We start from the raw sequence: 24,824 nt of genomic DNA, 5'->3' as shown, positions 1-24,824 counted from the left end.
ATACCTATAGAGCAACCCACTAATGGAGAGCAATAAATGAAGATCGAGACCTTTCATGACCTGATCGACTGGACTCGCCAGCTGCATGCCCAGTTGGCCGAGTGCTTCAGGCACTGTGCCACCCGGCAGGAGGAGGCACGGGCCAAATCACTGCTGGAGTATCTCGCCGATCACGAGGCGGTCCTGGAGCACACCGTGGCCAGCTTCGAGAAGCAGGCCGACCCCAAGGCCCTAAACACCTGGGTCTACGATTATCTGTCGCATGCGCCCATCAAACCCCATCAGGCGTGCAATTTGCCCTATGCCGAGATGGGCTTCGAAGACATCAGCCGGGAAGTCTTCTCGCTGCACGATCAGGTCATCGCGCTATACCGCTACCTGGAAGGACGCGCCGACATCCCCGAGGCTCGGGATCTCGTTCGCGAGCTCTTGAAGCTGGAGGAACACGAGGCGATGCGTCTGTCCCAGCAGATCAACCGGGCTCGGGATCTATAGATGTCGACGCTACAGGGCCGTCTAAGCAGAGGTCGTAGCCACTAATGAAGAACGGATGATCGCCCGGCACGTGCAGCGCACATTAACCAACACCCAGGAGGTGACATGACCCAGACGGCAACGCCAGTGGCCCTTGCGACGCTCGATGATCTGATTCAGCGAGCCGGTGGCGGTAACCCGATCCGCGTCGCCGTGGTCAACGCGGCCCAGGCCGTCGTGCTGGAGACGCTTCGCGAGGCGGCGAGGCTGGGCATCGCCGAGCCGGTGCTCATCGGCCGTCCCACCGAGATCGTCGAGGCCGCCGCGGCGATCGGGTGTGTAGTGGCATAGTGAATCTGGCCACCTGATTTTGAGTGTATGATCACTCACAGAGACAGTCAGGTGCAGATGATGACGAAGAAGAGAACGTTCAGCCCGGAATTTCGCTTGGAAGCGGCCCAACTCGTGGTCGATCAGGGTTACACGCTGAAGGCGGCGTGTGAGGCCATGGGAGTTGGCAAATCCACCATGGAATATTGGGTACGCAGGCTTCGGGCTGAGCGAGCAGGCAAGGCGCCGCTGAAAGGTGAGGCTCTGACGCCGGAACAGCGTGAGATCCAGGAACTGAAGCGCAAGCTGCGGCGAGTGGAAGAAGAGAAGGCAATATTAAAAAAGGCTACCGCTCTCTTGATGTCGGACTCCCTGAGCAATTCTCGATAATCGAGCGACTTGAAGAGAGCTACGCGGTGCAGCACTTGTGTCAGGTGTTTGGGGTGCATCGCAGTAGCTACCGGGCTTGGCGTGGTCGGGATAGAAGACCTTGTGAGACTGAGCAGAAGCTGCTGGATCAGGTTGTCGAGGCGCATACCGTCAGTAACGGCTCTGCTGGGGCTCGCAGCATCGCAAAAATGGTCACGCAGGCAGGAATACAGTTGAGTCGTTATCGGGCCAGCAGGCGGATGAAGCAGCTGGGGCTGATGAGTTCGCAGCCGCCGAGGCACGCCTACAAGAAGGCTGATCAGCCACACCTGGATATACCGAATGTTCTTGATCGGGAGTTCGATGTAAAGAAGCCCAATCAGGTATGGACCGGCGACATTACCTATATTTGGACAGGGGCACGCTGGGCTTATCTGGCAGTGGTCATCGACTTGTATGCTCGTAAACCCGTGGGGTGGGCATTGTCCCTATCGCCGAACACGGAGCTGGTAAAGAAAGCGCTGACCATGGCCTACGAATCGCGTGGAGAGCCACGGAATATCCTGTTTCATTCGGATCAGGGTTGCCAGTACACCAGCCGGGCATTCCGGCAGATGCTTTGGCGCTACCGAATGACGCTGAGTCTCAGTCGCCGTGGCAATTGCTGGGACAATGCCCCAACAGAGCGCTTCTTCTGAAGTGGACCCCAGAATTCGGACCAGGCGCTAAGCTCTGATCATACCGACCAGGAGAGCTTGATCATGAGCAGGAAACGTCGACAGTACAGCAGTGAGTTCAAAGCCAAGGTAGCCCTTACCGCCCTCAAGGGGGAACAGACCACGTCAGAGATCGCAGCCCGCTTCGAGATCCACCCAACCATGGTGAGTCAGTGGAAGCGCGACCTGCTGGACAACGCCACCGGCGTCTTCGAGGGCAAAAGTTCCAGTAAAACCGCCCAGAAGACCCAGGAGGAGATCGATACGCTCTATCGCGAGATCGGCAAGCTGACGGTGGAACGGGATTTTTTGTCACGCAGGCTCGATCGTTGAGTCGGGCCCAGCGCCTGACAATGGTCGAGCCGCAAGCGCCCGGCATCAGCCTCCGACGTCAATGCCAGCTACTCGGTATCAGTCGCTCCTCGATGTACTATCAGCGCAAGGCACTACGGGCCTATGATCTGGAGTTAATGCGTCTGATCGACGCGGAACATCTGCGCACACCGGTCTATGGCTCACGAAGGATGTCAGCCTATCTCAATCGCTTGGGGCACGCAGTGAGCCGCAAGCGCGTCCAGCGATTGATGCGCGGGATGGGACTACAGGCTATTTATCCGAAGCCATGCACCAGCCGGCCAGGCACAGGACATCGGATCTATCCTTACTTGCTGAGGGGGCGAGTCATCGACCGCCCCAATCAGGTCTGGGCGACCGATATCACCTATATTCCTTTGGCGCGCGGGTTCATGTACCTGGTGGCCATCATGGACTGGCACAGCCGTCGCGTGTTGGCCTGGCGGGTCTCCAACACCCTGGATACGGACTTCTGTATCGATGCTTTGGAGGAAGCCCTGGCGTGTTATGGAAAGCCCGAGATATTCAATACAGATCAAGGCTGTCAGTTCACCAGCCAGTCGTTCACCGAAGTTCTGGAAGCCCATGATGTCCGGATCAGCATGGACGGCAAGGGATGCTATCAGGACAACATATTCGTGGAACGACTCTGGCGCAGTGTGAAGTATGAGTGCGTTTATCTGAAGGCTTTCGAGAGCGGCGCCCACTTGCAAGGGGATCTGAAGCGTTACTTCGCTTGGTACAACACGGAGCGGCCCCACCAAGGGCTAGACGATGCTACACCTGATGAAGTGTACTTCTCTCAACCACTGACCCAGGCAGCCTGACGCCGATGATGACCTGATCCGAGCTTAGACGACCCGTCAGGTGGTCCAAAGGATGGGGTCCACTTCATTCAGAAGCCTGAAAACGGAATGGATACCAGAGATCGGCTATCCCGATGTCGCTGCGGCGAAGCGATCTGTCACTGATTATATGATCGGTTACTACAGCAGCCTCAGGCCGCACAAGCATAACGATGGGATACCGCCGAACTTGGCAGAAAAGAACTACTGGAATGCTCAAAGATCGGTGGCCAAAAACACTTGACCACTACAACCGGATTGGCCATCCGAGGCCCAGCCTGCCATAGACATGATGTGGGTCGTTCTTTGCCCTTGCCACTCCCCGGCAGCCCTCAAGCGCGAGAGCTGGATGCACGACTCTGGCAGTGTGAGGCCTCTCTCTCACTGCCAAGCTTGTCGTGAAGAAATTCGATGAAGGTACTGATCCGTCGACTTGCATATCTGCCTTCCGGAAACACGGCGTACAGATTCACTTCAGGAATCCTGATAGTCATTCAGCACAACTTCCAGTCGTCCGACCTCAATATCCTCTGCCACATCCACCATCGATTTAAATATCACTCCAGCCCCTGCGATCGCCCACTCGCGCAACGCGCCACCATCGCTGGCCATTCGGTTCCCCGCCACCGTCACGGAAAATACCTGCCCTGCCTCCTGGAACTCCCAATGGTTCTGGGGCGCTCCTGGGCGAGCGAGCACCATGCACTGGTGGGATGACAGCTCTGATGGGTGTTGGGGGCGCCCTGCGTCCTGCCAATAAGCAGGTGCCGCACACACAACACGATGGGTACTGACGAGACGTCGTGACGTCAAGCTTGAGTCCGCCATCGGCCCATGACGAATGGCCAGATCAAATCGTTCATCGACCAGGTCCAACACTCCATCGGATAGCACGAGTTCAAATTTTACTTCCGGGTGCTGTATCAGGAACTGATCGATCAGCCGTGGTAGGCGCGTGCGGCCAAAATCATTGGTCGCCGTCAGCCTGATGGTGCCACTCAGCGACCCTGTGCCCGAGATCCGCTCAAGAGCCTTGTCATACTCGGCCAGGATCCTTTCGCTGTCGTCTCGAAATTGTTCGCCTTCCGCCGTCAAATGCATGGCACGCGTTGTTCTGACGATAAGCTTGGCCCCGACCTGCTGCTCAAGCTTCTGTAAGGCTTGGGTGACCAATGACGGGGACTGGCCTCGCTGACGGGCCACCGCCGCCATTGACCCACGCTCACAGATATCCACAAAAAGTTTCATTAACGCCAAGCGATCCATTATTCACCATATAGTGAAGGATGAATTCATCAGTCGAGCATTTATTAGCAAAACAAACAATGCCACTGTCAGGGCCGACGTCATGGGCGACCCCTCCCATGATCATGCGCCACAGGACAGGAGAGTCTCATGAGCCAACATCACCTATTAGTCGCTGGTGCCAGTGGCGTCATCGGCCGTGCAGCAACATTGGCCTTTGAAGAGGCAGGATGGCGAGTCACGACACTCTCTCGCTCCTCAGAGGGTCCGGGAAGCGGACACCACGTCAGCGCCGATCTCTTGGATATTGCCTCTTTGCGAGATGCAAGTGATGTACTGAGCAGCGTGACGCACGTATTTTACGCCGCCTTGAAACCGGATCCGGACCCTGCCACTGAAGCACAACAAAATGGCGACATGATGCGGCACCTCTTCCAGGTGCTTGAAGAATCCCAAGCGTCAATCGAGCACCAGGTCTTCGTACAGGGCGGGAAGGTCTACGGTGCTCACCTCGGGGTCTACAAAACACCGGCTCGAGAAGAGGACAGCCGGCACTTCCCCCCCAACCTGTATTTCGAGCATGAAGATCTGGCTCGCGAACTCGAAGGCAAGGGAATTCGTTGGACCGCATTGCGTCCCGACATCGTGATAGGCCATTCCCTGGGTTCAGCCATGAACCTCGGTAACCTTATCGGTCTCTATGGCACGCTTTGCCGGGAGCTCGGTGTTGCCATGCAATTCCCCGGTACGGCGCGTGCCTACGATATCTTGCTGAACATCTGCGATGCCGATCTGGTGGGCAAAGCCGCCCTGTGGGCCATCGCAGAGAACCAGCAAGGGCCCTATAACGTCACCAATGGTGATCAGATTCGGTGGCGCCACGTCTGGCCAGAGATCGCCAACTGGTTTGGGCTTGAGACTGGCGAGCCTCAACCTATTTCGTTGGAGACACGTCTCGCTGCCGTGTCAAGCACTTGGAAGACGCTTGCAGAGCGCCAAGGACTTGCCGAGACAGATATCGACAAGATTGCGCAAGGTGGCTTCGGAGATTTCATCTTCCATGTCGAAGAGGACGCTGTCTTTGATTTGACGAAGGCTCGCCAAGCCGGCTTTGCAGAAATGTGTCGCCACTCACCCCAGAGTCTCATTCAGCACCTTGAGGCCATGAAGGAACGCCGCCTGATCCCTTGACGTTTGATCACTCGACCCCTCTGGTACGCACCTGCTCGATTCGCCCTAAGTGCTTGAGCGATGACGTACTACGGGGGCACTAACACGCTGACAGATAACCGCATGAGCCTACGCGGTTGCAGAGTAGACCGCCCCATGAGCGAGGGTCATAAAGCCTTCAAGTGACAGAAGTCAGGAGCCGTCACGACAAACAGGCCGCCTTCCATTAGCGAAGGTGGCCTGTCTCGTGCTGTCATCATGTATCGAACCATGATCAGCGCTAGCTTACAGCGTGAAGCCACCATCGACGGCGATGGCCTGCCCTGTCACGTGTTCGGCCTGGGCGAGGTAGACCACCAGCTGCCCCATGTCCTCAGGTGTCTGGGCGACTCCCTGGGGCAGCAGGCTCTTCTGCAGGCGCTCCCATGCAGCGGGCTCGCTTTCGCCTTCCTGACTCCAGCGTGCCGAGAGCCCACTCTCGCCCCGCCACATGCCGGTGCCCACCACGCCCGGGCAGATCGCGTTGACGGTGATGCCTTCCGCTGCCACTTCCTTGGCGACGGCATTGGTAAAGCCGATGACCGCGAACTTCGAGGCACAGTAGTGCGACAGATCAGGAAAGCCGACCTTGCCGGCCATCGAGGCCACGTTGATGATCCACCCGACGCGGCGTGAGCGCATCACGGCGACCTCGGCCTGAGTACACAAGAAGGTACCTCGCGCATTGACGTTCATGACGCGGTCCCACTCCTCCACCGTCAGCGCATCGATGGAATGGATGCCGATGATGCCGGCATTGTTGACGGCGATATCGAGCGGGCCGAGTCCGACCTCTGCCTCTTCAATCAAGCGCCGCACGGACGCCGCATCCGCGACATCGACCTGTAGCGCCAGACACCGTCTACCCAGTGCCTCCACTTTTGCCGCCGTCTCGCGGGCGATGGCGAGGTCCAGATCCGCCACCACGACATCCGCGCCCGCCTTGGCCAATGCCAGCGCGATCCCCTGGCCAATACCGCGCCCACCCCCTGTCACCAGTGCAATCTTGTCGTTCAGTTGCATGAGTTGTCTCCTGAATCTTTCACCGAAATCTGCAAATGCTGCGCTGCTACCATGACGCTGGCAGACTGCCCAGCGCCACTGGCCTCAGCTCAGATGGTGGACTTCCTGAAGGCCGTAGACCGGCGTCGGAATACCCTCGAGCCGCGCCTTGAGCTGCAGCGCCAGATACTGGGAATAGTGGCGCGACTGGTGCAGGTTGCCGCCGTGGAACCATAACGCCTGCTGCTGGGTCGGCTTCCACATGTTGCGCAGCTCGCCCTCCCAGGGCCCGGGGTCCTTGAGCGTATCGGAGCCCATGCCCCAGCATTTTCCGACCTTGTCGGCGACGTCCTGCGAGATGATGCGTGCCGCCCAGCCATTCATCGAGCCGTAGCCGGTGGCATAGACGATCAGGTCAGCGGGCAATTCCGAGCCATCGGTCAGAGTGACCGAGCGCGGATTGATGCGCTCGATGCCGACGCCACTGCGCAACTTGATGTCACCATTGGCGACCAGATCACAGGCGCCCACATCGATGTAGTAGCCGGAGCCGCGGCGCAGGTATTTCAGGAACAGGCCCGAGTCGTCATCGCCGAAATCGAGCAGGAAGCCTGCCGCCTCCAATCGACGGTAGTAGTCGGCATCACGCTTGCGAATCGCCTCGAAGATCGGGCGCTGGAAGTCAGGCAGTATCCGGTAGGGGATCGAGGCAAAGATCAGGTCCGCCTTGTGGTGATCGATGCCGTTCTGCACTGCCTGCTCGGAGTAGAGCGGCCCCAGCGCCTCTTCCATCAGCGAGTTGGACTTCACCACATGCGTGGAGGAGCGCTGCAGCATGGTCACATCCGCGTCGTGCTCCCACAGCGCGGCACAGATATCGTGAGCGGAATTGTTGGCGCCCACCACGACCACCTTCTTGCCACGATAGGCATCCGGCCCCGGGTGCTGGCTGGAGTGTTGCTGCTCACCTTCGAAGGTTTCGGCCCCCGGAAAGTGCGGCACATTGGGCATGCCCGACATGCCCGTGGCCAGCACCAGTTGCTTGGGCCGCAAGGTCACGGGCTTGCCGTCGCGTACCACCTCGACCACCCACTCGCCGCTCGCCTCATCGAAGTGCGCACTCTCACAGGCCGTGGAGCTCCAGTAATTGAGCTCCATGATCTTGGTGTACATCTCCAGCCAGTCCGCGACCTTGTCCTTGGGCGCGAACACCGGCCAGTTTGCCGGGAAGGGGATGTAGGGCATGTGGTCGTACCACACCGGATCGTGCAGACACAGGGACTTGTAGCGATTGCGCCAGGCATCGCCCGCACGCGGATTCTTGTCGATCACGATGGTTGGCACATCCATCTGTCTGAGCCGCGCGGCCAACCCGATGCCGCCCTGACCGCCACCGATGATCACGCAATACGGCTGGCGCTCGTAGCCCAGCTCGGCCTCTTCGCGCTGACGCGACTCAAGCCAGGTCTCACGCTGCTTGTTGGCACCATGCTCGGCGCCCTTGGGGCGCTGCATGCCCAGCGGCTCGGGAAATTCCTTGAGTTCGCGCATGGCGGTCAACAGCGTCCAGCAGCGCCCTTCCTTCAGGCGCAACAAGCCCTTGCCGCGTGCATCGGCGGTCTCGAAGGTGAACCAGGCCTCGACGATGCCGCCGGCCTCACTGGCCTCGCCATCCAGCTGCCAGCGAGAGGGAGCGACATGCTCGAGGGTCGCCGCGAGCATCGACTGGATCTCGTCCTTGCCCTCCGACGTCTTGAGATTCCAGGTGAAGGCGATCAAATCGCGCCAGTAGCATTCCTCGCCAAACAACGAGAGAACCCGGGCGATATCGCGCTGAGTCAGGGAGGACTCGAAATCATCGAGCCATTGCTGAGCAATCTGAGTTGGCGTGCGTGCGGTCATGGCGTCTCTCCGCGTGTTGTTGGATGTTGTAGTCACGCCTTCCATCCAAGGCATCAAGCATGCCAGCTTCGTCATGCACGACTGACAAAGCTCGTAAGCACTTGTCGTGAATGACAAAAATTCGCCACTACCGAATCACCACCCTCCTCGCCTCGCCGGGCTCTCCACCTTCCTCGTGACAACTGTACGCTGTACGCCTGACACGGGGCGTTACACCTGTAACGCCCCGACCAAGGATGCAGGACAGGGTGATTGACGCTCCCGTCACACCGCATACGCTTGAAGGAGCACACGCCGCTTTTGCTATGGACGCTGTTGTGACAATTGCGATTGCCATCGCCACCGGCACAAGAGCCATAGCCACAATCAAAAGAGCCGTAGCCACTATCAAAAGAGCCGTCCCGAGACGGCCAGCGCCGAGGCAGCCATGATCCGCCAACTCGAAACGATGCAGCCCGACAAGCGGCAGCATATCCAGACCCTGATGCAGCTGGGCGAAGGCCGCGACGTCTTCCCTGAGACGCAGCGCGACGTCATCCGTCGTTCCTGGCAGCGCTGTCTGGAGGAATATCAGCTGGACCCTAGCCGCCCTCGCCCGGTCCGCGTTCTCACCCAGCAGGCGCTGCGCGATCATCAGGAATCGGCGGATGAGCTGTTGCATGTGGCGCGTGCCGGGGTGGAGCGGCTCTATAGTCAGATCGCACAACATGGCTATGCGCTGATCCTCACCGATCAACGCGGCATCGCGGTGGATTTTCGCGGTCAGCGTGATCAGTTGAGTGAGCTGCGGCGCGCGGGCCTCTATCTCGGCTCGGACTGGAACGAGCGCTATGCCGGCACCTCGGCGGCGGGCACCTGTCTGCACGATGGCGCAGCCGTCACCTGCCATCAGCGTGAGCACTTCGATGCCACCCACATCGACCTGACCTGTACTGCGGCCCCCATCACCGATCCCCAGGGGCGTGTGATCGCTGCCCTCGACATCTCGGCGCTGAAATCGCCCCGCCCGCAGGAGAGCCAGACCTTTGCGCTCTCCCTGGTCACCCTGCATGCCCGCATGATCGAGGATGCGTACTTCCTGCATCGCTATCGGGATTGCCTGATCCTGCACTTCGACACCGCGCGGGAATTCGTGCACCTGAATGGTCGCGGCCTGTTTGCCATTCAGGAAGATGGCAAGGTGATCGCCGCCAACCACGAAGGCCGGCGTCTGATCGATGCGCATCTGGAGCGCTGGCCACCGTGGACGGTCTCCACCCTGCCCGCCGTCACGCAGCTGTTCGATGGGGAGCTCAATGAGCTGTTGAGCATTCCGCACGCCAGCCGGGATCAGATTCGCGCCTTCCGCCTGCGGGCGGATGACGCCATCGTCTTCGTGACACTGATCGAGCCACGCGGCTATCCGGTGCGGGCCCTCCCCACCGTCAGCCAGCAGGATGACCCGGTGCCCGAGCTGGACCAGCTCGCGGGAGACGACCCTTCCATGCACCGGCTGCTCAAGCTGGCGCGCCGCATGCGCCATGAAAACGTGAGCATCCTGATTCGTGGCGAGACGGGAACCGGCAAGGAAGTGTTGGCGCGGGCGCTGCATGACAGCGGACCACGCGCCAAGTCGCCCTTCGTGGCGGTGAACTGCGCCGCCATTCCGGAATCGCTGATTGAAAGTGAACTCTTCGGCTATCTGCCGGGCGCCTTCACGGGAGGAAGGCCCAAGGGCATGCGCGGCCTGATCCAACAGGCCGACGGCGGCACGCTGTTTCTGGATGAGATCGGCGACATGCCGCTGTCGCTCCAGTCACGCCTGCTGCGCGTGCTCGCCGAACGGGAGGTGTCGCCACTGGGGGCCGAGACGCCCATCAAGGTGGATATTCGCGTTATCACTGCCACGCATCGTGATGTCACGGAGCTGATCGCCAGCGGGCAATTCCGCGAAGACCTCTACTACCGACTCAACGGCGCCGAACTCCTGCTACCTGCACTGCGTGAGCGCGCCGATCGTCACTACCTCATTCGCAAGCTGCATGCGGAACTGCAAGCCGAACGCGAACAGTCACTCCACCTGCGCGCCGATGCCATCAGTGCGCTGCTGAGTCATCACTGGCCGGGCAACATACGCCAACTGCGCAATGCGATTGCCTTCGCGATGGCCACCGCGGAAGGCGATGAAATCACCCTGCATGATCTGCCGGAGGTCTGCCAGACCCACACCGGCAGCACCCGCGGGGCTGCCAGTCCGCTTGCCGCTGCCTCCCCCTTCGCATCCGGCGCTTCCTCGAACCCGGCCTCTCCAGCGCCCGCGTCTGCAGGGGCTGATGCGGGGACTGATGCGGACGCCAACGAACTGCTCGAGCTGTTGCGCCACACGGACTGGAACGTCAGCCAGGTCGCCCGCCAACTCGGCGTCTCGCGGCCCACCATCTACCGCCGCATGCGCCGCCATGGCCTGGTGGCGCCCAATCATCAGCCGCTCGCCTCATGAGCCAGCTGCATCTTCATGGCCGAGTATGGAGAACGTGAAGAGTGCATGAGGGTGTCGTGCTCTGAAACGTCAGGTGCTTGCCACACACAGGCCCGAGCGGAAGTTCGGGCCAGCGTGTGTGTTTCTCCATTCTTTCCCCCTTACCCCTCTTTCCCTTCTTACCCTTCTTACCCACTCCTCACGTCAACGTCTCTGCGGCTCACGTTGCGTGCTTGCTGAGCCCGCCTATCCCCGCTCGATTCGCCGGCTTTCACAACGTGCGAAATGACGCCCGCCCTCATCATGAATTTAACTCAACTTGAACATTAAAAAATCCAGTTTGTGTCATGGAGACAGGCACTAGATACTCACCTGCATCAGATCGTTGATGAAGACTTCCCATGACGCTGCACTTCACAGCCAGCACACGGAACGTGATGGCGAGCAGCGTGCCTCTCCCGGCATGGATGCGTTCTCACAGAGAGCAACCCGCTCACGAGACGCCTGAAAGATCACGGGAAGATGTCGACGACACAGTGAATTTTCTCTCTCAGGATCAGGGTGAACGCCATGAACAACGAATTCGGTTTCTGCATCAACAGTCTGCGCTTCGACGAGAACTACGTTCCGGCGGAAAACACCCGCCTGACCACCAACTTCGCCAACCTGGCGCGTGGTGAGAGCCGTCAGCAGAACCTGCGCAGCACGCTGAACATGATCAACAACCGATTCAATGCGCTGGCCAACTGGGACAACCCCAAGGGCGATCGTTACTCCGTCGAGCTGGACATCATCTCCGTCGAGCTGAATCTCGATGCCGCGCGTTCCGACAATGCCCTGCCGATCATCGAGATCCTGCAGACCACCATCGTCGACCACCAGACGAATCAGCGCATTGACGGCGTGACCGGCAACAACTTCTCGTCCTACGTGCGCGATTATGACTTCAGCGTGCGCCTGCTGGAGCACAACAAGGGCAAGGATTCCTTCAGCGTGCCGGAGCAGTTCGGCGTGCTGCACGGCAATCTGTTCCAGGCCTTTGTGGGTTCTGCTGCCTACAAGGAATGCTTCAAGAAGCCGCCGATCATCTGCATCAGCGTCTCGACCACCAAGACCTACCAGCAGACCGAGAACGTGCACCCGATCCTCGGGGTGGAATATCGCCAGGACGACGATTCCCTGACCGATGCCTACTTCAGCAAGATGGGCCTGAAGGTGCGCTACTTCATGCCGCCGGGCAGCGTTGCACCGCTGGCCTTCTACCACACCGGCGACCTGCTCAACGATTACAGCAATCTGGAACTGATCAGCACCATCAGCACCATGGACACCTTCCAGAAGATCTATCGTCCCGAGGTCTACAACGCCAATTCCGTGGCCGGTAAATCCTATCAGGCGAGCCTGAAGCAGCAGGACCATTCACTGACGCGCATCGTGTACGACCGCGAAGAGCGCAGCCAGCTCGCCATCGAGCAGGGCAAGTTCGTGGAAGAGAGCTTCATCAAGCCCTACCAGAACCTGCTCGAGCAGTGGTCCGCCAACTGGTCCGCCAACCGATAAATCCATCATCGGTCAGCTCACTGATCCGCAAACAGCGCGCGCTGATCGACGAACGACATTCGCTATCTGAACCATTCCAAGGACAAGGTTATTCATCATGACGAGATTACTCCCGACCTCCACCGCTGGCAGCCTGCCGAAACCGTCCTGGCTCGCCGAACCGGAGGTCCTCTGGTCCCCCTGGAAACTCGAAGGTGAGGCACTGGTCGCGGGCAAGCAGGATGCGCTGCGCGTCTCTCTGCAGGAGCAGCAGCACGCCGGGATCGATATCGTCAGCGATGGCGAGCAATCGCGTCAGCACTTCGTCACCACCTTCATCGAACACCTGAATGGTGTGGATTTCGAGAAGCGTGAAACCGTCAAGATCCGTGATCGCTACGAGGCCAGCGTGCCGTCCGTGGTCGGCCCGGTCTCTCGCCAGAAGCCGGTGTTCGTCGAAGATGCCAAGTTCCTGCGCTCGCAGACCGATCAACCGATCAAGTGGGCACTGCCTGGCCCGATGACCATGGTCGACACCCTCTTCGATGGCCATTACAAGAGCCGCGAGAAGCTGGCCTGGGAATTCGCCAAGATCCTCAACGAGGAAGCCAAGGAACTCGAAGCGGCAGGCGTCGACATCATCCAGTTCGATGAACCAGCCTTCAACGTGTTCTTCGATGAAGTGAATGAATGGGGCATCGCCACGCTGGAGCGCGCGATCGAAGGCCTCAAGTGCGAGACCGCCATCCATATCTGTTACGGCTACGGCATCAAGGCCAACACCGACTGGAAGAACACCCTGGGCTCCGAGTGGCGTCAGTACGAAGAAGCCTTCCCCAAGCTTCAACAATCCAACATCGATATCGTCTCGCTGGAGTGCCACAACTCCCACGTGCCGATGGAGCTGATCGAGCTGATCCGAGGCAAGAAGGTCATGGTTGGCGCCATCGATGTCGCCAACAACACCATCGAGACGCCGGAAGAGGTCGCCGATACCCTGCGCAAGGCGCTGCAGTTCGTGGATGCCGACAAGCTTTACCCCTGCACCAACTGCGGCATGGCCCCTCTCTCCCGTGAAGTCGCCCGCGGCAAGCTGCAGGCACTCAGCGCCGGCGCCGCCATCGTGCGCAAGGAACTCGAAGCGCAGCGCTGATCGCTTGGCGAAACACTGAACTGGCCAAGATACAGCTCGGGTCGAGGCACAGCACTGAAACATCGCGCCTAGCTAGCTTCGAACCGAGTTGGCCCGACGATAGTGCTGAGGGGTGAAAGTCGAGGCGGCTGACACCGCCGCAAACAAAAATGGCCATCGTGACGGATTCACGACGGCCATTTTTTCATCACTCACATCCTTGTCACTCAAGCACTCAGTCCCGCGCTGTCGCTGCAGTCCCTCCCCCACGACTGATCATTACCACCTCCCCCATCTTGCAGGACTTGCCATGTCACTCTCCGATACCGATACCAAAGCTGACACCACCATCGACCCCGCCAGTTTCCGTGAAGCCCTCGGCCACTTCGCCTCCGGCATCACCATCATCACTACCCAGGTCGACGACGAACCGATCGGCTTCACCTGCCAGTCGTTCTACAGCGTCTCGATGAACCCGCCGCTGGTCTCCTTCAGCGTCAAGGCAAGCTCCTTCAGCTACCCGAAGATTCGCCAGGCAGAGCGCTTTGCCGTCAACATTCTTTCCAGCGAACAAAGCCATGTCTCCAACCAGTTCGCCATGCGCGGCGCGGATAAATGGCAAGGCATCGACTGGCAGCATTCCCCTCTTGGCAATCCGGTGATCAATGACAGCCTGCACTGGCTCGACTGCGAGATTCACGCTGAGCATCCTGCAGGTGATCACCTGATCGTGATCGGGGAAGTGAAAGGACTGAATCTGGATGTTGCGTGGACGGCGCGGCCGTTGTTGTATTTCAAAGGGAAGTATAGGGGCATGGCTGGGGGGGAATAAGGCTGGAGGATACTGGGCGGCTGAAACCTTTGAGATCAGACCAGGGGATTATGAGTTGGCTTTTAAAACAATAAGCTACTGACACACAAGGAAAAGTAACCGTAATCGAGCGAAAGGTACAGTTCTTTGCAATCAGTAGCTTAGCGAAATTTGAGGATAGCACACGAAGCTGGTGTGTGTACCGCTGGTGTACCGTCGCAGTGATGCTAGCTTGAGCGACTTCTTCCCATCAGCATGCCTGCAATTTCCTCCAAAAGTGGACGCAATTTCTGGTGGTCAGCTTTATCAACGGCCACTTCAATTTGCGATGACCAATGTCCCTGCCGATACAGATTGCCAGCGCGCTCCAGGATTGCTCTTGCCGTGCGATCTCGGATCTCTTGTTCGGGCGCGCCTTCGCCGGACAAACGAGTCCCTACCTCTGTTCTCATCTCCGAAGCTTCTTCATCCCCAACTAGAAGAGCGAATGCTGCGAGACCGCACAGTCCCTTTTCCAGAATATTCCATCCTGTTTGGTATTTCCCACCCTTGAATGTCCATGACATGAGATTCTTCCTGATCCCCTTAGCTATGTCATCGTAACCGCGACTGCGTGCGCCCAGCGCAGCTTCGAACAACGTCTCAGTCATCTGGTAATTTTCGACAAACGATATTGTGTCCTTGTCATCGGGAATCCAGGTTAATATCGCAATTAACCAGCGCGCATGCTCCTGCAACTTATTTTGGCTGTGATGATCGCATGCAGGAGCATTGGAGACTGCCAAAAGTATCTCTGTCACTCCCGTTATCCAGTGAATCATATCAAACGTGAAGTGCGACTTCGCTTGTATGGCTGCGAGAAGTAGCTCCTTTTCTGTTTGATAGAGACCTTCTGCCCAACGCTCAATATTCTGTATGACTGATTTGGCATCCTCATTGTCCGGTTCCGCTTCTAAGATCGCGTTCACCAAGCTTGTTAGCCGTGCTCTCAAGCTCTGCGTGCTCGTCGACGAGTAGTACGGTCCCAAGAATGTGCTATGGCTGCTCGAAAGTGGAGTATCTGGAACTTTAAGAAATAACTTCGCAACCAAGGCAATATCTCGGCGAACCTCCCCGACCGCGAAATGGATACCGTGGCTCCTAGAGCGAATTAGATCGAAAGTCAGATTCGCAAGTTGCGAGATGCCTTCCATCGTAACGGGGTGGTACTCCTTCTTAGCGCAGCCAGTGCACGCAATAAAAGCGATTTTTTCGCTGAGAGCTGTTATGTCATCAGGTTTCCCATGAGTGAGGATATACTGAGCAGACTGCCCCATAAGCCGTTGTCCCTCCAGCAGAACATCAGCCATATCGTGTGGAACCACTGCCTGTACCGAGCTCGCAAGGTATCCTGCTGCGAGTTGTGCGTGGCTTTTTGGGGCATATCGGCTCGAGTAATCGATGCCCAGATACACCCGGACAAGCGCAGCCATGGTTTGCAATGTCTGCTCGACTTGCTGTTCATCCCGGCGCGCAATTCCACTCTGCAGGTTTTGCCGAAGGTGTTCTAGCGTGTCGTTGATGAAGCTGTCGCTAGAAAACGGATTATCGACAAATGGAGTATTGGCGTAGAACGTTTTCCCCTTGGACTCGATGTAGGCGGCGTTGATGCCGATGACAGCATTCAGTGCCGCACCTGACACCTCATGATCTCCCTGCTCTGCATAGCGCCGAGCAAACGACATTGCATGTCGAATCGCTCGTTTCGCACCATCGGTCCATTGACTGTTGACCTGGAAGAATGTTGTACGAGCCAGGTCGTGCGTCGAGTCTGTGAGAGACGACGTGGCACCTACAGCTTCTTCTCGCTCAAGGAGGGGCATTGCCCGCTGAGCCCGCCGAGTCCAGGTCCGCAATTCCTTCCTAGTGTCGTGAATGAGTATTCTCAACTGCCTCAAGGGATTGATGAGGACCAAGGCACGCCGATAGGCGTACATGAACGAGATCAATATGAACACGATCGCCCAGAAGACCGCGAGCATGACATGCGCCAGTCGGGCTTGATCGACGAACGTCGACAGCGTAGCAACGCCGATTGCCAAGAGAAATGCCAGCGCGAACGAGCCAAGCAGCTTTGGATCCGCACTCAGACGGCGAAATAACCCGTGAGGCATGCGCTCGATGTTCACCTGCATGGCGAACAGTACGAGCGATGTCACAATGGCGGCCGCGCCAATCAGTGCGCTTCCCGTGTTTAGAATCAAGCTACGCATCCCTGCGGTCGACTGTTCTGCTGCGTAATGGGGCTCAAGCGTAGCTTGGAGGATAGGTGACAGATAAACGCTTGCAGATATAAGAAGAAGGAGAACCGTAGAGAACGCGCTATAGCGGTAGCGAAACCCCAATCGCTCAATCCGATATCGAGCCCTATATGCGTGCTGCCACAGTACCGCGACTCGCCGCCGAATAGTCTTTCTCATGCGTGAGATAGCGGCTTGCATGTCATTTGGTGATGGCATGAGCATTCACTATCGGTTTTCCCCACTCCATCAAACTACTCTCCTTGGCTGACCAAGTTTGCTGTCTTCGGTTCGTAAACCACGTTCGTAATCGAGCCATCCCGAATGCATTGAACTGCCTCATCTATCACATGCAACGGCACCAAGAACCACTCTCTCGGCTTCACCGGATGACCAAAGCGGTCTTGGATGGTCAGCTCAAGCTGCGCTGGTGCAAAGATGCGGTGGAACAGTGCTTCCAGCTTGCGGCGGTTGATGCCGGCCAGCTTGTAAGTGGCAACCACTTCGACATCGGCCAGCAGGTAAGTGGCATCATGCGCGGCATTGGCAATCCGCGCCTCCACCTTGCCACCGGTGACGCCAATCTTGTGGATTAGCTCGCGGTGCTCGGCAACGAACGGGTGCTCTGACAGACTACGCAGCACATAAATGGTGCCGCTTTCGACATCGTCAGCCTCAAGCTCGCCGCCGAAAGAGAGTTGCCCGCTATCGGTCGAGGACAGCCGCCGCGCGGCGTGATCGTTGTAGAAAGCACGCTGGAGCGAGCGCAGCAGCAGATTACTCTCGGTGCCGTTGGAGAAGATAAGGCGCAGGCGACGGTCCACCTCCCCGGCAGTGGTTTTCAGCGGATCGCCGACCTCAGCGACGTAGAGCGTGATACCATCGAGAACAAAAAAGTCTCCGACCTCAATCGCGCGCCGGCCCGCCTCGATGGGCTGGGATTGGCGCAAGCCGGTCTTGACTTCCGTTTGCACCTGCTCGAACAAGGGCCGAAAGGTCTCGAAGTCCTCGCATGGCTTGCGATCCGCGATCTGCTCGGCAGCGCGTTTCTCGGCGCTGGAGCGAACATGCTTCAGCTGGGTAAGCTCAGGCGTCCCTGCAGCACCGGCCAACTCGGCAAGCAAGGCGTCATCGTCCATAGTTTCTACGGATTCCGCTGCATTGGCGTAGTCGTCATCGAGCAAACCCTGATGATCAAGTGGTGCCACCAGGGTACGGCATTCCTCAAGCGCGCGTATGCGGTCTAGGCGCACGGCATAGAGCCGTTCGAAAATATCCTTGTCTTCACCGTGCTGTGGGGTGCAGCTATGCTGGTCGACAAAGCGCTGGATCTCTTCGAAACCAGCGATGATGCGCTCTTCGCTTGCAGAGTGGCCTTTCTTCTTCTCGGGCTGGGCGAGCCCGTCCAGTTCGGCGCGCAATTCGTCCAGATCAGTCATAACGGCCCTCATCCTTGAAGCGCACGAAAGCGGCAGCACCCTCAGCCATGCGTTGTTCCCAAGCGTCCTGTGAGCTGATAGAAGGCAGCCGACCGCGCTCCCTTTTGAATTTGAAAGCCCTCACAGCAAGCTCCTTGGCGTCTTCTGGCGTCAGATTAGTACGTTTACCGGAGATAACTGCCGCCACCTGTTTCAGGCTGTCTTCGCTCATGGTCTTGGCAAGAATCGCATAGGCCTCACTGAAGGGATTGATGCGATCAATCAGGTCGATATCGAGATCGTGCACATTCACGAATTTTCGCACACCAGCAATCAGAGCCGTATTTGGCTTGGGATCGTTTGTATCAACGGTGCTCTCTCCCTCTAGCAGCTGCTTGGCCTGCTGGGTGAGATTCAGGGCTGCGATGGCGTGTTGACGAACGGCCTCTTGGTCTTCCTCATCGAGGTTGGGATAACGGTCCTTGATGATCTTGCCCAAGTGTACCTGGGTAAGCTCTTCAGGTACCAACTCCTCATCGAACAGACCACGCTCAATGGCGTTTTTGTCTTGCACAAAGCTGGCAATGACCTCGTTCAGATCTTCCTGGCAAATACGATTGGCCTCCTCGCTTTTTGGCTCAGCCAAACCATTGATTTCTATTTGATACTTTCCAGTTTCTTCGTTGACCCCCACGTTGCACTTGTCAGGGTCATAGCCCTCCTCACCGTAGTCGAAGCCTTCCTGCGGGCCACTGGTGGGGTTCTTCGGCGTGAACTCGAAACGCGGGGCCAACACTTGCTCCATCAACAGACTGGCGGCAATAGCTTTCAGGGTGTCGTTGATAGCTTCCGTCACAGCCTGCTCAGCAGCATCGGGTTCTGCAATCAGGTTGGTGAAGCGTGCCCGTGTTTTGCCTGGGGCATCCCGGGTGGCGCGGCCGATTATTTGCACGATTTCTGTGAGGCTGTTGCGATAGCCTACCGTTAGCGCATGCTCGCACCAGATCCAGTCAAACCCCTCTTTAGCCATGCCCAGCGCAATAATAATGTCAACGTAGTCACGGTCTGTTTTCATTGACAGAGCTCTGAGACTTTCCTGTATCCGTCCTTGATGTGCTGGATCGACTAGATCAGCAATCTTCAGAACTTTTCCCCCTGGTATTTTTACCAGTTGGAACCCCGTCACCGGATCAGCTCCTTGCCACTCACCGAGCTCCTCAAAGATGTGTTCGACTTCCTTGATCTTCTGACCGCTGCTCTCTCGGGAATTGACGCTGGGGATATGGACGATGGTTTTCTCGGCTGGATCGAGAACCTTGAGAATATCGTCAGCGTAGGAACCGGAGTAAAAGTAGTAGCCAATATCGAGCTGTTTCAGGTACTTGTAGCCGTTGAGCTGCTCGTAGTAGGTGTAAGTGACGGTATCGAAGCGCGACTCGTCCTGGGGGGCCAGCACTGCCTCGGCATCCCCTCGGAAATAAGAGCCAGTCATAGCCACGATATGCACTTTGTCGCGGGTAATGAATTCCCCCAAGTGAACACCTAGCTTGTTGTCGGGGTTGGCTGAAACGTGGTGAAACTCATCCACGGCAACCAGTCGGTCGTCGAAGGCGGCAACGCCAAACTGGTCGACGGCAAAACGGAAAGTGGCATGGGTGCAGACCAGTACCTTGTCGTCACTGGACAGAAAAGCGCCCAGCGATTTGACTTTGCCACCATTATCGGAGCCAGGCGCATTGCAGAGATTCCATTTCGGCTCCACATGCCAGTCTGCCCAGAAACCAAAATCACTCAGCGGCTCATCATTGAAGCTGGCACCGATGGACTTCTCTGGCACCACGATAATGGCCTGCTTGAGTCCTTGGTTGTGGAGCTTGTCCAGCGCAATAAACATCAAGGCCCGGCTTTTACCGGAAGCCGGTGGCGATTTGATCAGCAAGTATTGCTCACCGCGCCGCTCGTAAGCGCGCTCCTGCATGGGGCGCATGCCTAACGCATTGGACTTGGTGGAGCTGCCATTGCTGGCATACGAGACGGAAACAGAGGGTACGATCTTTGTCATAGCGCGACACCTGTCAAGGCTTCTTGCCCTTGTGTTTGAGGTCTTGTTCCAGTTGTTCAATTTCCTTCAGGTCAGCGACATCGGCTGCCTTGGCTTCCGCAATACGCCGCTGCTGGTCGAAAACCTCATAACGTTCCCGGGCGACCTTCTCCATATTCTCACGGCTAACCGACCCAGCACCTTCGAGAATGGGCTGGTCATTGAAGGCCAGCATCTTGTCGACGTTGTTACGCCAGAAGTCCAGGGTCAGATCCTTCTGTTGCTTCACCCGAAGCTCTGCCTGTTCCAGGAAGATCACTACCAGCCGGTTGAGCGTGTCGATCTCGTCGGCTGTTAGGTAGTTCTTGGCCACGATGACGTCGTGCTTGCGTACCCGTGAACCGCTCCAGTTGGTCAACGCCATGTTGGGTTGACTGGGGTCTGAACGCTTTAGGATCAGCTCAGCGGCCGTGTGTCCGGTGGTGGCATAGAGCAGCTTGTTCTGCACCTCGGCAAAGAACTGGGCGGTCTCTCGCTCGCGGGCCTGGTAGTCGGAACTGAGGGCAAATAGATCACGGACCTTCTGGTAAAAGCGTTTTTCCGAGGCCCGTATGTCCCGGATGCGCTCCAGCAATTCGTCGAAGTAGTCCCAGCCACTGGGGTTCTTCAGGCGTTCGTCATCCATTACGAAGCCCTTTAGCAGGAACTCCTTGAGGTGGGTGCTGGCCCACTGGCGGAACTGCACACCCCGAGGCGAGCGGACGCGGTAGCCAATGGCCAGGATGAGATCAAGGTTGTAGTAACTGATCCGACGCTTCACCTGGCGATTGCCCTCAGACTGAACTGTCAAGGATTCCTTGACAGTTGCCTCCGAGGCCAACTCATTGTCTTCAAATATGTTTTTGGCATGCAGAGAGACGTTCTGCTTGGTGGTCTGGAACAGCTCAGCAATCTCCATCTGGCTTAGCCAGATGCTGTCCCCTTCCACCCGAAGGTGCAGTTGGGTCCGGCCGTCATCCGTGGTGTATAGGATCAGCTCGCTCATGATCTTTCCCCGGCAACGCTGGCAAGAGCCGCCTTAAGCACCTGGAAACAGACTTTCGCTGTATGCTCATCAGGTGTGAACCCTGATGACATCTGTTCATATGGGTGGATGAAGTTGCGAAAGTCCCGAAGCCCGTGACTAAACTTCTTCACGTCGGGTTTCAACAGACCAGCCTCGCATCCGACATCTATAAATTGCGCGAGGCTCCAGTCATGAAAGCGCTTTACACTGCCGTCGGCAGTCTTTGGGCTGGCTGAAGCTCGATTGAAGCGCGCTGGATCACTCTGTGCTGCACCAAGGAGCACAGCTTCCAGTACACTGCCACATAGGAAGATGGTGGAAAGGTAGGCGCCTGCCCCCATAGCCGTCCGAGCTTCGTTGAGGCGGCTTTCGATGACCGGGACCGCCATCGCCTCTATGGGCAACTTACGGATGTTGGGGATCGTAAATTCATTATGCAGAAAATCATCGACGGCTTGGGTCGGTTTCGAGGACACTGGCACACCTGATAGACGTGCAACAATACCCCGAGCTTTTTCGAGAATAGATGTTTCTGAAGTACGGCTGCTTAGAACACAATCTGCCTCATAAGCATCCAGCATTTCTCCCATCACTTTACCGACCAGCGCATCTGATGCTTGTTCCCAAAATGCCCGCAACTTCTTTGCCTTGGATGTTCCATAGGTCTGGTACTTTTGACCATGAATATTGATATTGTGACGATAAAAAAACTCGCCGAACGTCGAATCAGAGTAGTCCAGCACATAGCCACTCTGCATTCCAAAAAGCTTTTCGAAGTAACGCTTTTCGACATCGTTAAGGCTACTCATACTGCGCCCTTCTTCATTTTATTCTCAGATGCTGTCATTTTAGTATACAGATCGAATAGCTTCTCCAGACGCTCGGTATCATTTTTGAAACGGCGACCGATATATATACGCTCCAACACTTCGTCGTTCTTCTCATGAGCTTTGCGCAGGCTTTCTGGCATTTTCTCTGGATCGTAGAGATCAGCGACGGTGGCCGGAAAATGCGCTTCACGGGCCAGCAGGATATCTTCGGCGCAGCAAGTCAGGTCGGCTTTGTTTTTTTCGGTGAGGGTGGGTACTGGGAAGGTGTTCCAACCCATCGTGTTAGAATAGCGAAAATCAGTTTTCATTTTGCCACAGACTGTGGCAATCCAGACCAGATGGATGCGAGAGGCGATTAGAGCCATGTTCCAAAGAGGGGCATCGTAGAGGGCGAAGGCGAGATTGGAAACAATTGAACGGCTGTCGACTACTCCGACCGGAAGGTATTCCCTGCCCTCCGATGAAACCCCTGGCAAGACTACTGTGTGCTTTGTACCGTGATACATTTCTCGGAACTGGTGTGCACGCGAAGCCATTTTTTTTGTGCCCGCATCTTTGCTCCTTAGCCTCATTTGCCTCACGCCATCGATGCGCTCGCGGATCGAATCAATATTCAAGGCTCTTGGCAGTTCTTGGTCGGATACCCAAAGGCATTTTCGGACAGTCCCACGAATAAACTCTGAGGACCCGTAGATACGCCGAATAAAAATATCCTCATCGGATTTACTCAAACCAAGCGAATCAACTTCATCGGCTGAGAGAAGAAGGTTTCCTCCATCAACAGGCATATTACCGAAAGACATATCTGGCAGGCCCGAGATACTTTTGCGCCGACCATCCACAAGAGCAATCTCGCCAGCAGTGAGATATGGAGTAATCATTCCTGCGTCTCTAACAATGGTTTCTCCCTCCAAGCTTATGTCATAGAGCGCACACTTTTTTCTTATATCTGTTGACAGTCCTATAATAGCAACTGTGACACCTGCGTTATATGCAGCTAGATTCGCCCATTTAAAAGAGGTGTGAGCAAAACGAATGACCGAGCCTAATTCAAAAATCTTAGGCCATATGATCGGGACGATACGTCCTTGGCAGATAGAATTAGTACTAACGAAAGCTGATTCCGTCCGCGTGTGCCGTGCGTATTCGGCTGCTTTGATGAACCAGCCCCCTACATAGTCAATCTGCTTTGACGAGATACCGTAAGGGTCGAAAACTGCTGCCAAGTCTGCCTTCTGCTCTTTGGTCTGCGTCTGGCTTCCTTTGTAGGGTGGATTCCCACAAATATAGGTCTCGCCGCCTTCATTCTCGAAGTCGATTTCCGCCTGACTTACCTCTTCAAACAGATCGTCACTGCGATGCTTCACTTTGGTGCCAGTTGGTTGGCAAATACTCAGCCAATCTAGGCGCAGGGCATTTCCGCATGTAATCCAGTTCTGCGAGTCCAGCGGCAAGAATTCGGCCAGAGCCAGCTTTTTGCCGCGATAAAGTAGGTCACATTGATACTCGGCAATGATCAATGCAAGCCGAGCTATCTCTGCCGAAAAGTCCCGCAGTTCTATGCCTCGGAAGTTTGTCAGCGGAATGTCTGTGGGACGGTTGGTTTCGCCACGATGCTGATTGATCTCGGCTTCAATAGCGCGCATCTGTTTGTAGGCGATTACTAGGAAGTTTCCCGAGCCGCAGGCCGGGTCAAATACCCGGATTCTGGCCATGCGGTTTCGCAGGTTCAACAGCTTGCGGGGGTTGTCACCCGCATCCTCCAACTTCTCGCGCAGGTCGTCCAGGAACAGCGGGTTCAGCACTTTCAGGATGTTGGGCACGCTGGTGTAATGCATGCCCAGCGCGCCGCGTTCTTCATCATCCGCGACCGCCTGGATCATGGAACCGAAAATGTCGGGGTTGATCTGGGTCCAGTCCAGACTGCCGATGTGTAGCAGGTAGGAGCGCGCAATCTTGCTGAAGCGCGGTACCGCCACGCTACCCGAAAACAGCCCGCCATTCACATAGGGGAAGCCATCATCTGCCCAGCGGGGAATACTTGCCGTCGTGCGTTCGGCTTGCTTGGTGTTCATGGCACGGAAGATTTCGCTGATCACCTCGTGGGTATTGGCGGAATCCCGTGCACTCATCTGGGCCACGGTATCGGTAAACAGGCCGCTACCAGCGAAAATGTCGGTGTCTTCCGCAAAGAAGCAGAAAATCAGACGTGCCATGAAGTGGTTCATTTCATGGCGCTGCTCCTCCGTACCCCAGTCAGGATTGTCCTTCAGCAGCTCCACATACAGCCGATTCAGGCGGCTGGTAGCGCGAATGTCAAAGGAACTGTCGCGCACCTGCTTGACCGTGGTGATGCCCGCCAGCGGTAGGAAGAAGCCGAAATGGTCAGGGAAAGCCTCATAGGTGCAGGCCACCGTCTCACCAGTTTCCAGATCTTCAGCCTCGAAAAGCACGCCATCGGTTGCCAGGATGTAGCGCGCCTTGGCACGGGTGGTCGCCGGGCTGGCCTTGAGGGCCTCCAGTGTTCGCGTAACGGCTCCGGCATCCGCCACTGCGATATGGATATTGTTGGTCTGCAACACGCCGCCAAGGTCGGACTTGTTGGATGCACCCGAGCGCAGCCGTTTGATGGTAGTAGCCTTATTGCCGAAGGCTTCCAGGAAGGCATAGGGGAATTCAGCCGGGTCAAAGGGCTGTTGTGCCAGATCCGATATTGCGGCTTCGATTTCTACTGCGTTCATGGTGTGCCATTTATCCTGTTCGCCTTCTGGCGAGTGCTGCGTTTTTAGCCGCTAAAATTTTCG

At 56.9% G+C, this 24,824-nt stretch carries 17 protein-coding genes and 1 pseudogene; 9 read left to right on the top strand and 9 right to left on the bottom strand.

Annotation, left to right across the window (positions count from 1 at the left end):
* Positions 1–36 precede the first annotated feature (36 nt).
* From R1T44_RS08190 to R1T44_RS08175, 4 genes and pseudogenes are all read left to right on the top strand, one after another.
* Positions 37–495, top strand: coding sequence for a hypothetical protein (locus tag R1T44_RS08190; protein WP_043337196.1), 459 nt, complete (start codon positions 37–39; stop codon positions 493–495).
* Positions 496–600: 105 nt separating this feature from the next.
* Complete coding sequence (locus tag R1T44_RS08185) at positions 601–825, top strand: hypothetical protein (RefSeq protein ID WP_043337194.1); 225 nt, start codon at positions 601–603, stop codon at positions 823–825.
* A 57-nt stretch (positions 826–882) separates the two neighbouring features.
* Positions 883–1,868: pseudogene (locus R1T44_RS08180) on the top strand (IS3 family transposase); the annotation flags it as partial.
* 66 nt (positions 1,869–1,934) lie between these two features.
* Positions 1,935–3,070, top strand: a protein-coding gene (locus R1T44_RS08175) for an IS3 family transposase (RefSeq protein WP_394805758.1) whose coding sequence is annotated in 2 segments (ribosomal slippage) — positions 1,935–2,193 and positions 2,193–3,070 — 1,137 coding nt in all. Because the reading frame shifts where the segments join, the coding sequence is not laid out codon by codon here.
* A 492-nt stretch (positions 3,071–3,562) separates the two neighbouring features.
* Here R1T44_RS08175 and R1T44_RS08170 read toward each other — a convergent pair.
* A complete protein-coding gene (locus R1T44_RS08170) occupies positions 3,563–4,354 on the bottom strand; it encodes a LysR family transcriptional regulator (RefSeq protein ID WP_209443821.1) in 792 nt (263 codons plus the stop codon).
* 129 nt (positions 4,355–4,483) lie between these two features.
* On the opposite strand from R1T44_RS08170, the gene R1T44_RS08165 reads away from it, so the two are divergent.
* On the top strand, positions 4,484–5,524 hold the full coding sequence (locus R1T44_RS08165; RefSeq protein ID WP_043336845.1) for an SDR family oxidoreductase: 1,041 nt from the start codon (positions 4,484–4,486) through the stop codon (positions 5,522–5,524).
* Positions 5,525–5,788: 264 nt separating this feature from the next.
* Here the strand turns inward: R1T44_RS08165 and R1T44_RS08160 are convergent, their stop codons facing one another.
* A complete protein-coding gene (locus R1T44_RS08160; RefSeq protein ID WP_024952470.1) occupies positions 5,789–6,565 on the bottom strand; it encodes an SDR family NAD(P)-dependent oxidoreductase in 777 nt (258 codons plus the stop codon).
* Between the two features lie 84 nt (positions 6,566–6,649).
* The gene (locus tag R1T44_RS08155; protein WP_043336840.1) at positions 6,650–8,446 is read right to left on the bottom strand and encodes an NAD(P)/FAD-dependent oxidoreductase; all 1,797 of its coding nucleotides are present in this window, start codon (positions 8,444–8,446) and stop codon (positions 6,650–6,652) included.
* Positions 8,447–8,873: 427 nt separating this feature from the next.
* Between R1T44_RS08155 and R1T44_RS08150 the strand changes: the two genes are divergently transcribed.
* From R1T44_RS08150 to R1T44_RS08135, 4 genes are all read left to right on the top strand, one after another.
* A complete protein-coding gene (locus tag R1T44_RS08150) occupies positions 8,874–10,925 on the top strand; it encodes a sigma-54-dependent Fis family transcriptional regulator (protein ID WP_317292861.1) in 2,052 nt (683 codons plus the stop codon).
* A 549-nt stretch (positions 10,926–11,474) separates the two neighbouring features.
* Positions 11,475–12,464: a DUF1852 domain-containing protein gene (locus R1T44_RS08145; protein WP_317292860.1), complete on the top strand. Its 990-nt coding sequence runs from the start codon at positions 11,475–11,477 to the stop codon at positions 12,462–12,464.
* Positions 12,465–12,561: 97 nt separating this feature from the next.
* Positions 12,562–13,596 carry a methionine synthase gene (locus tag R1T44_RS08140; RefSeq protein ID WP_317292859.1) on the top strand — a complete coding sequence of 345 codons (1,035 nt, stop codon included), beginning with the start codon at positions 12,562–12,564 and terminating at the stop codon, positions 13,594–13,596.
* A gap of 289 nt (positions 13,597–13,885) precedes the next feature.
* Positions 13,886–14,407: a flavin reductase family protein gene (locus R1T44_RS08135; protein ID WP_317292858.1), complete on the top strand. Its 522-nt coding sequence runs from the start codon at positions 13,886–13,888 to the stop codon at positions 14,405–14,407.
* Positions 14,408–14,613: 206 nt separating this feature from the next.
* Here the strand turns inward: R1T44_RS08135 and R1T44_RS08130 are convergent, their stop codons facing one another.
* The 6 genes from R1T44_RS08130 to R1T44_RS08105 all read right to left on the bottom strand — a co-directional run bounded on the left by R1T44_RS08130 (position 14,614) and on the right by R1T44_RS08105 (position 24,761).
* Positions 14,614–16,638, bottom strand: coding sequence for a hypothetical protein (locus R1T44_RS08130; protein WP_317292857.1), 2,025 nt, complete (start codon positions 16,636–16,638; stop codon positions 14,614–14,616).
* Positions 16,639–16,919: 281 nt separating this feature from the next.
* Positions 16,920–18,104, bottom strand: a complete 1,185-nt coding sequence (locus R1T44_RS08125; protein ID WP_317292856.1) for a GIY-YIG nuclease family protein — start codon at positions 18,102–18,104, stop codon at positions 16,920–16,922.
* The gene (locus R1T44_RS08120; RefSeq protein ID WP_317292855.1) at positions 18,097–20,145 is read right to left on the bottom strand and encodes a DEAD/DEAH box helicase; all 2,049 of its coding nucleotides are present in this window, start codon (positions 20,143–20,145) and stop codon (positions 18,097–18,099) included. Before R1T44_RS08120 ends, R1T44_RS08125 begins: the two co-directional genes overlap by 8 nt.
* Before the next feature lie 13 nt (positions 20,146–20,158).
* Positions 20,159–21,169, bottom strand: a complete 1,011-nt coding sequence (locus tag R1T44_RS08115; protein WP_317292854.1) for a virulence RhuM family protein — start codon at positions 21,167–21,169, stop codon at positions 20,159–20,161.
* On the bottom strand, positions 21,166–21,999 hold the full coding sequence (locus tag R1T44_RS08110; protein ID WP_317292853.1) for a hypothetical protein: 834 nt from the start codon (positions 21,997–21,999) through the stop codon (positions 21,166–21,168). The genes R1T44_RS08115 and R1T44_RS08110 overlap by 4 nt, the downstream gene beginning before the upstream one ends.
* Positions 21,996–24,761, bottom strand: coding sequence for a class I SAM-dependent DNA methyltransferase (locus R1T44_RS08105; RefSeq protein ID WP_317292852.1), 2,766 nt, complete (start codon positions 24,759–24,761; stop codon positions 21,996–21,998). The genes R1T44_RS08110 and R1T44_RS08105 overlap by 4 nt, the downstream gene beginning before the upstream one ends.
* Positions 24,762–24,824: the final 63 nt, after the last annotated feature.

This window comes from Cobetia amphilecti, assembly GCF_032923285.1.
GTDB lineage: Bacteria > Pseudomonadota > Gammaproteobacteria > Pseudomonadales > Halomonadaceae > Cobetia > Cobetia amphilecti.
The sequence above is the reverse complement of the archived record's forward strand: the minus strand, read 5'-3'. Positions and strand labels throughout refer to the sequence as shown.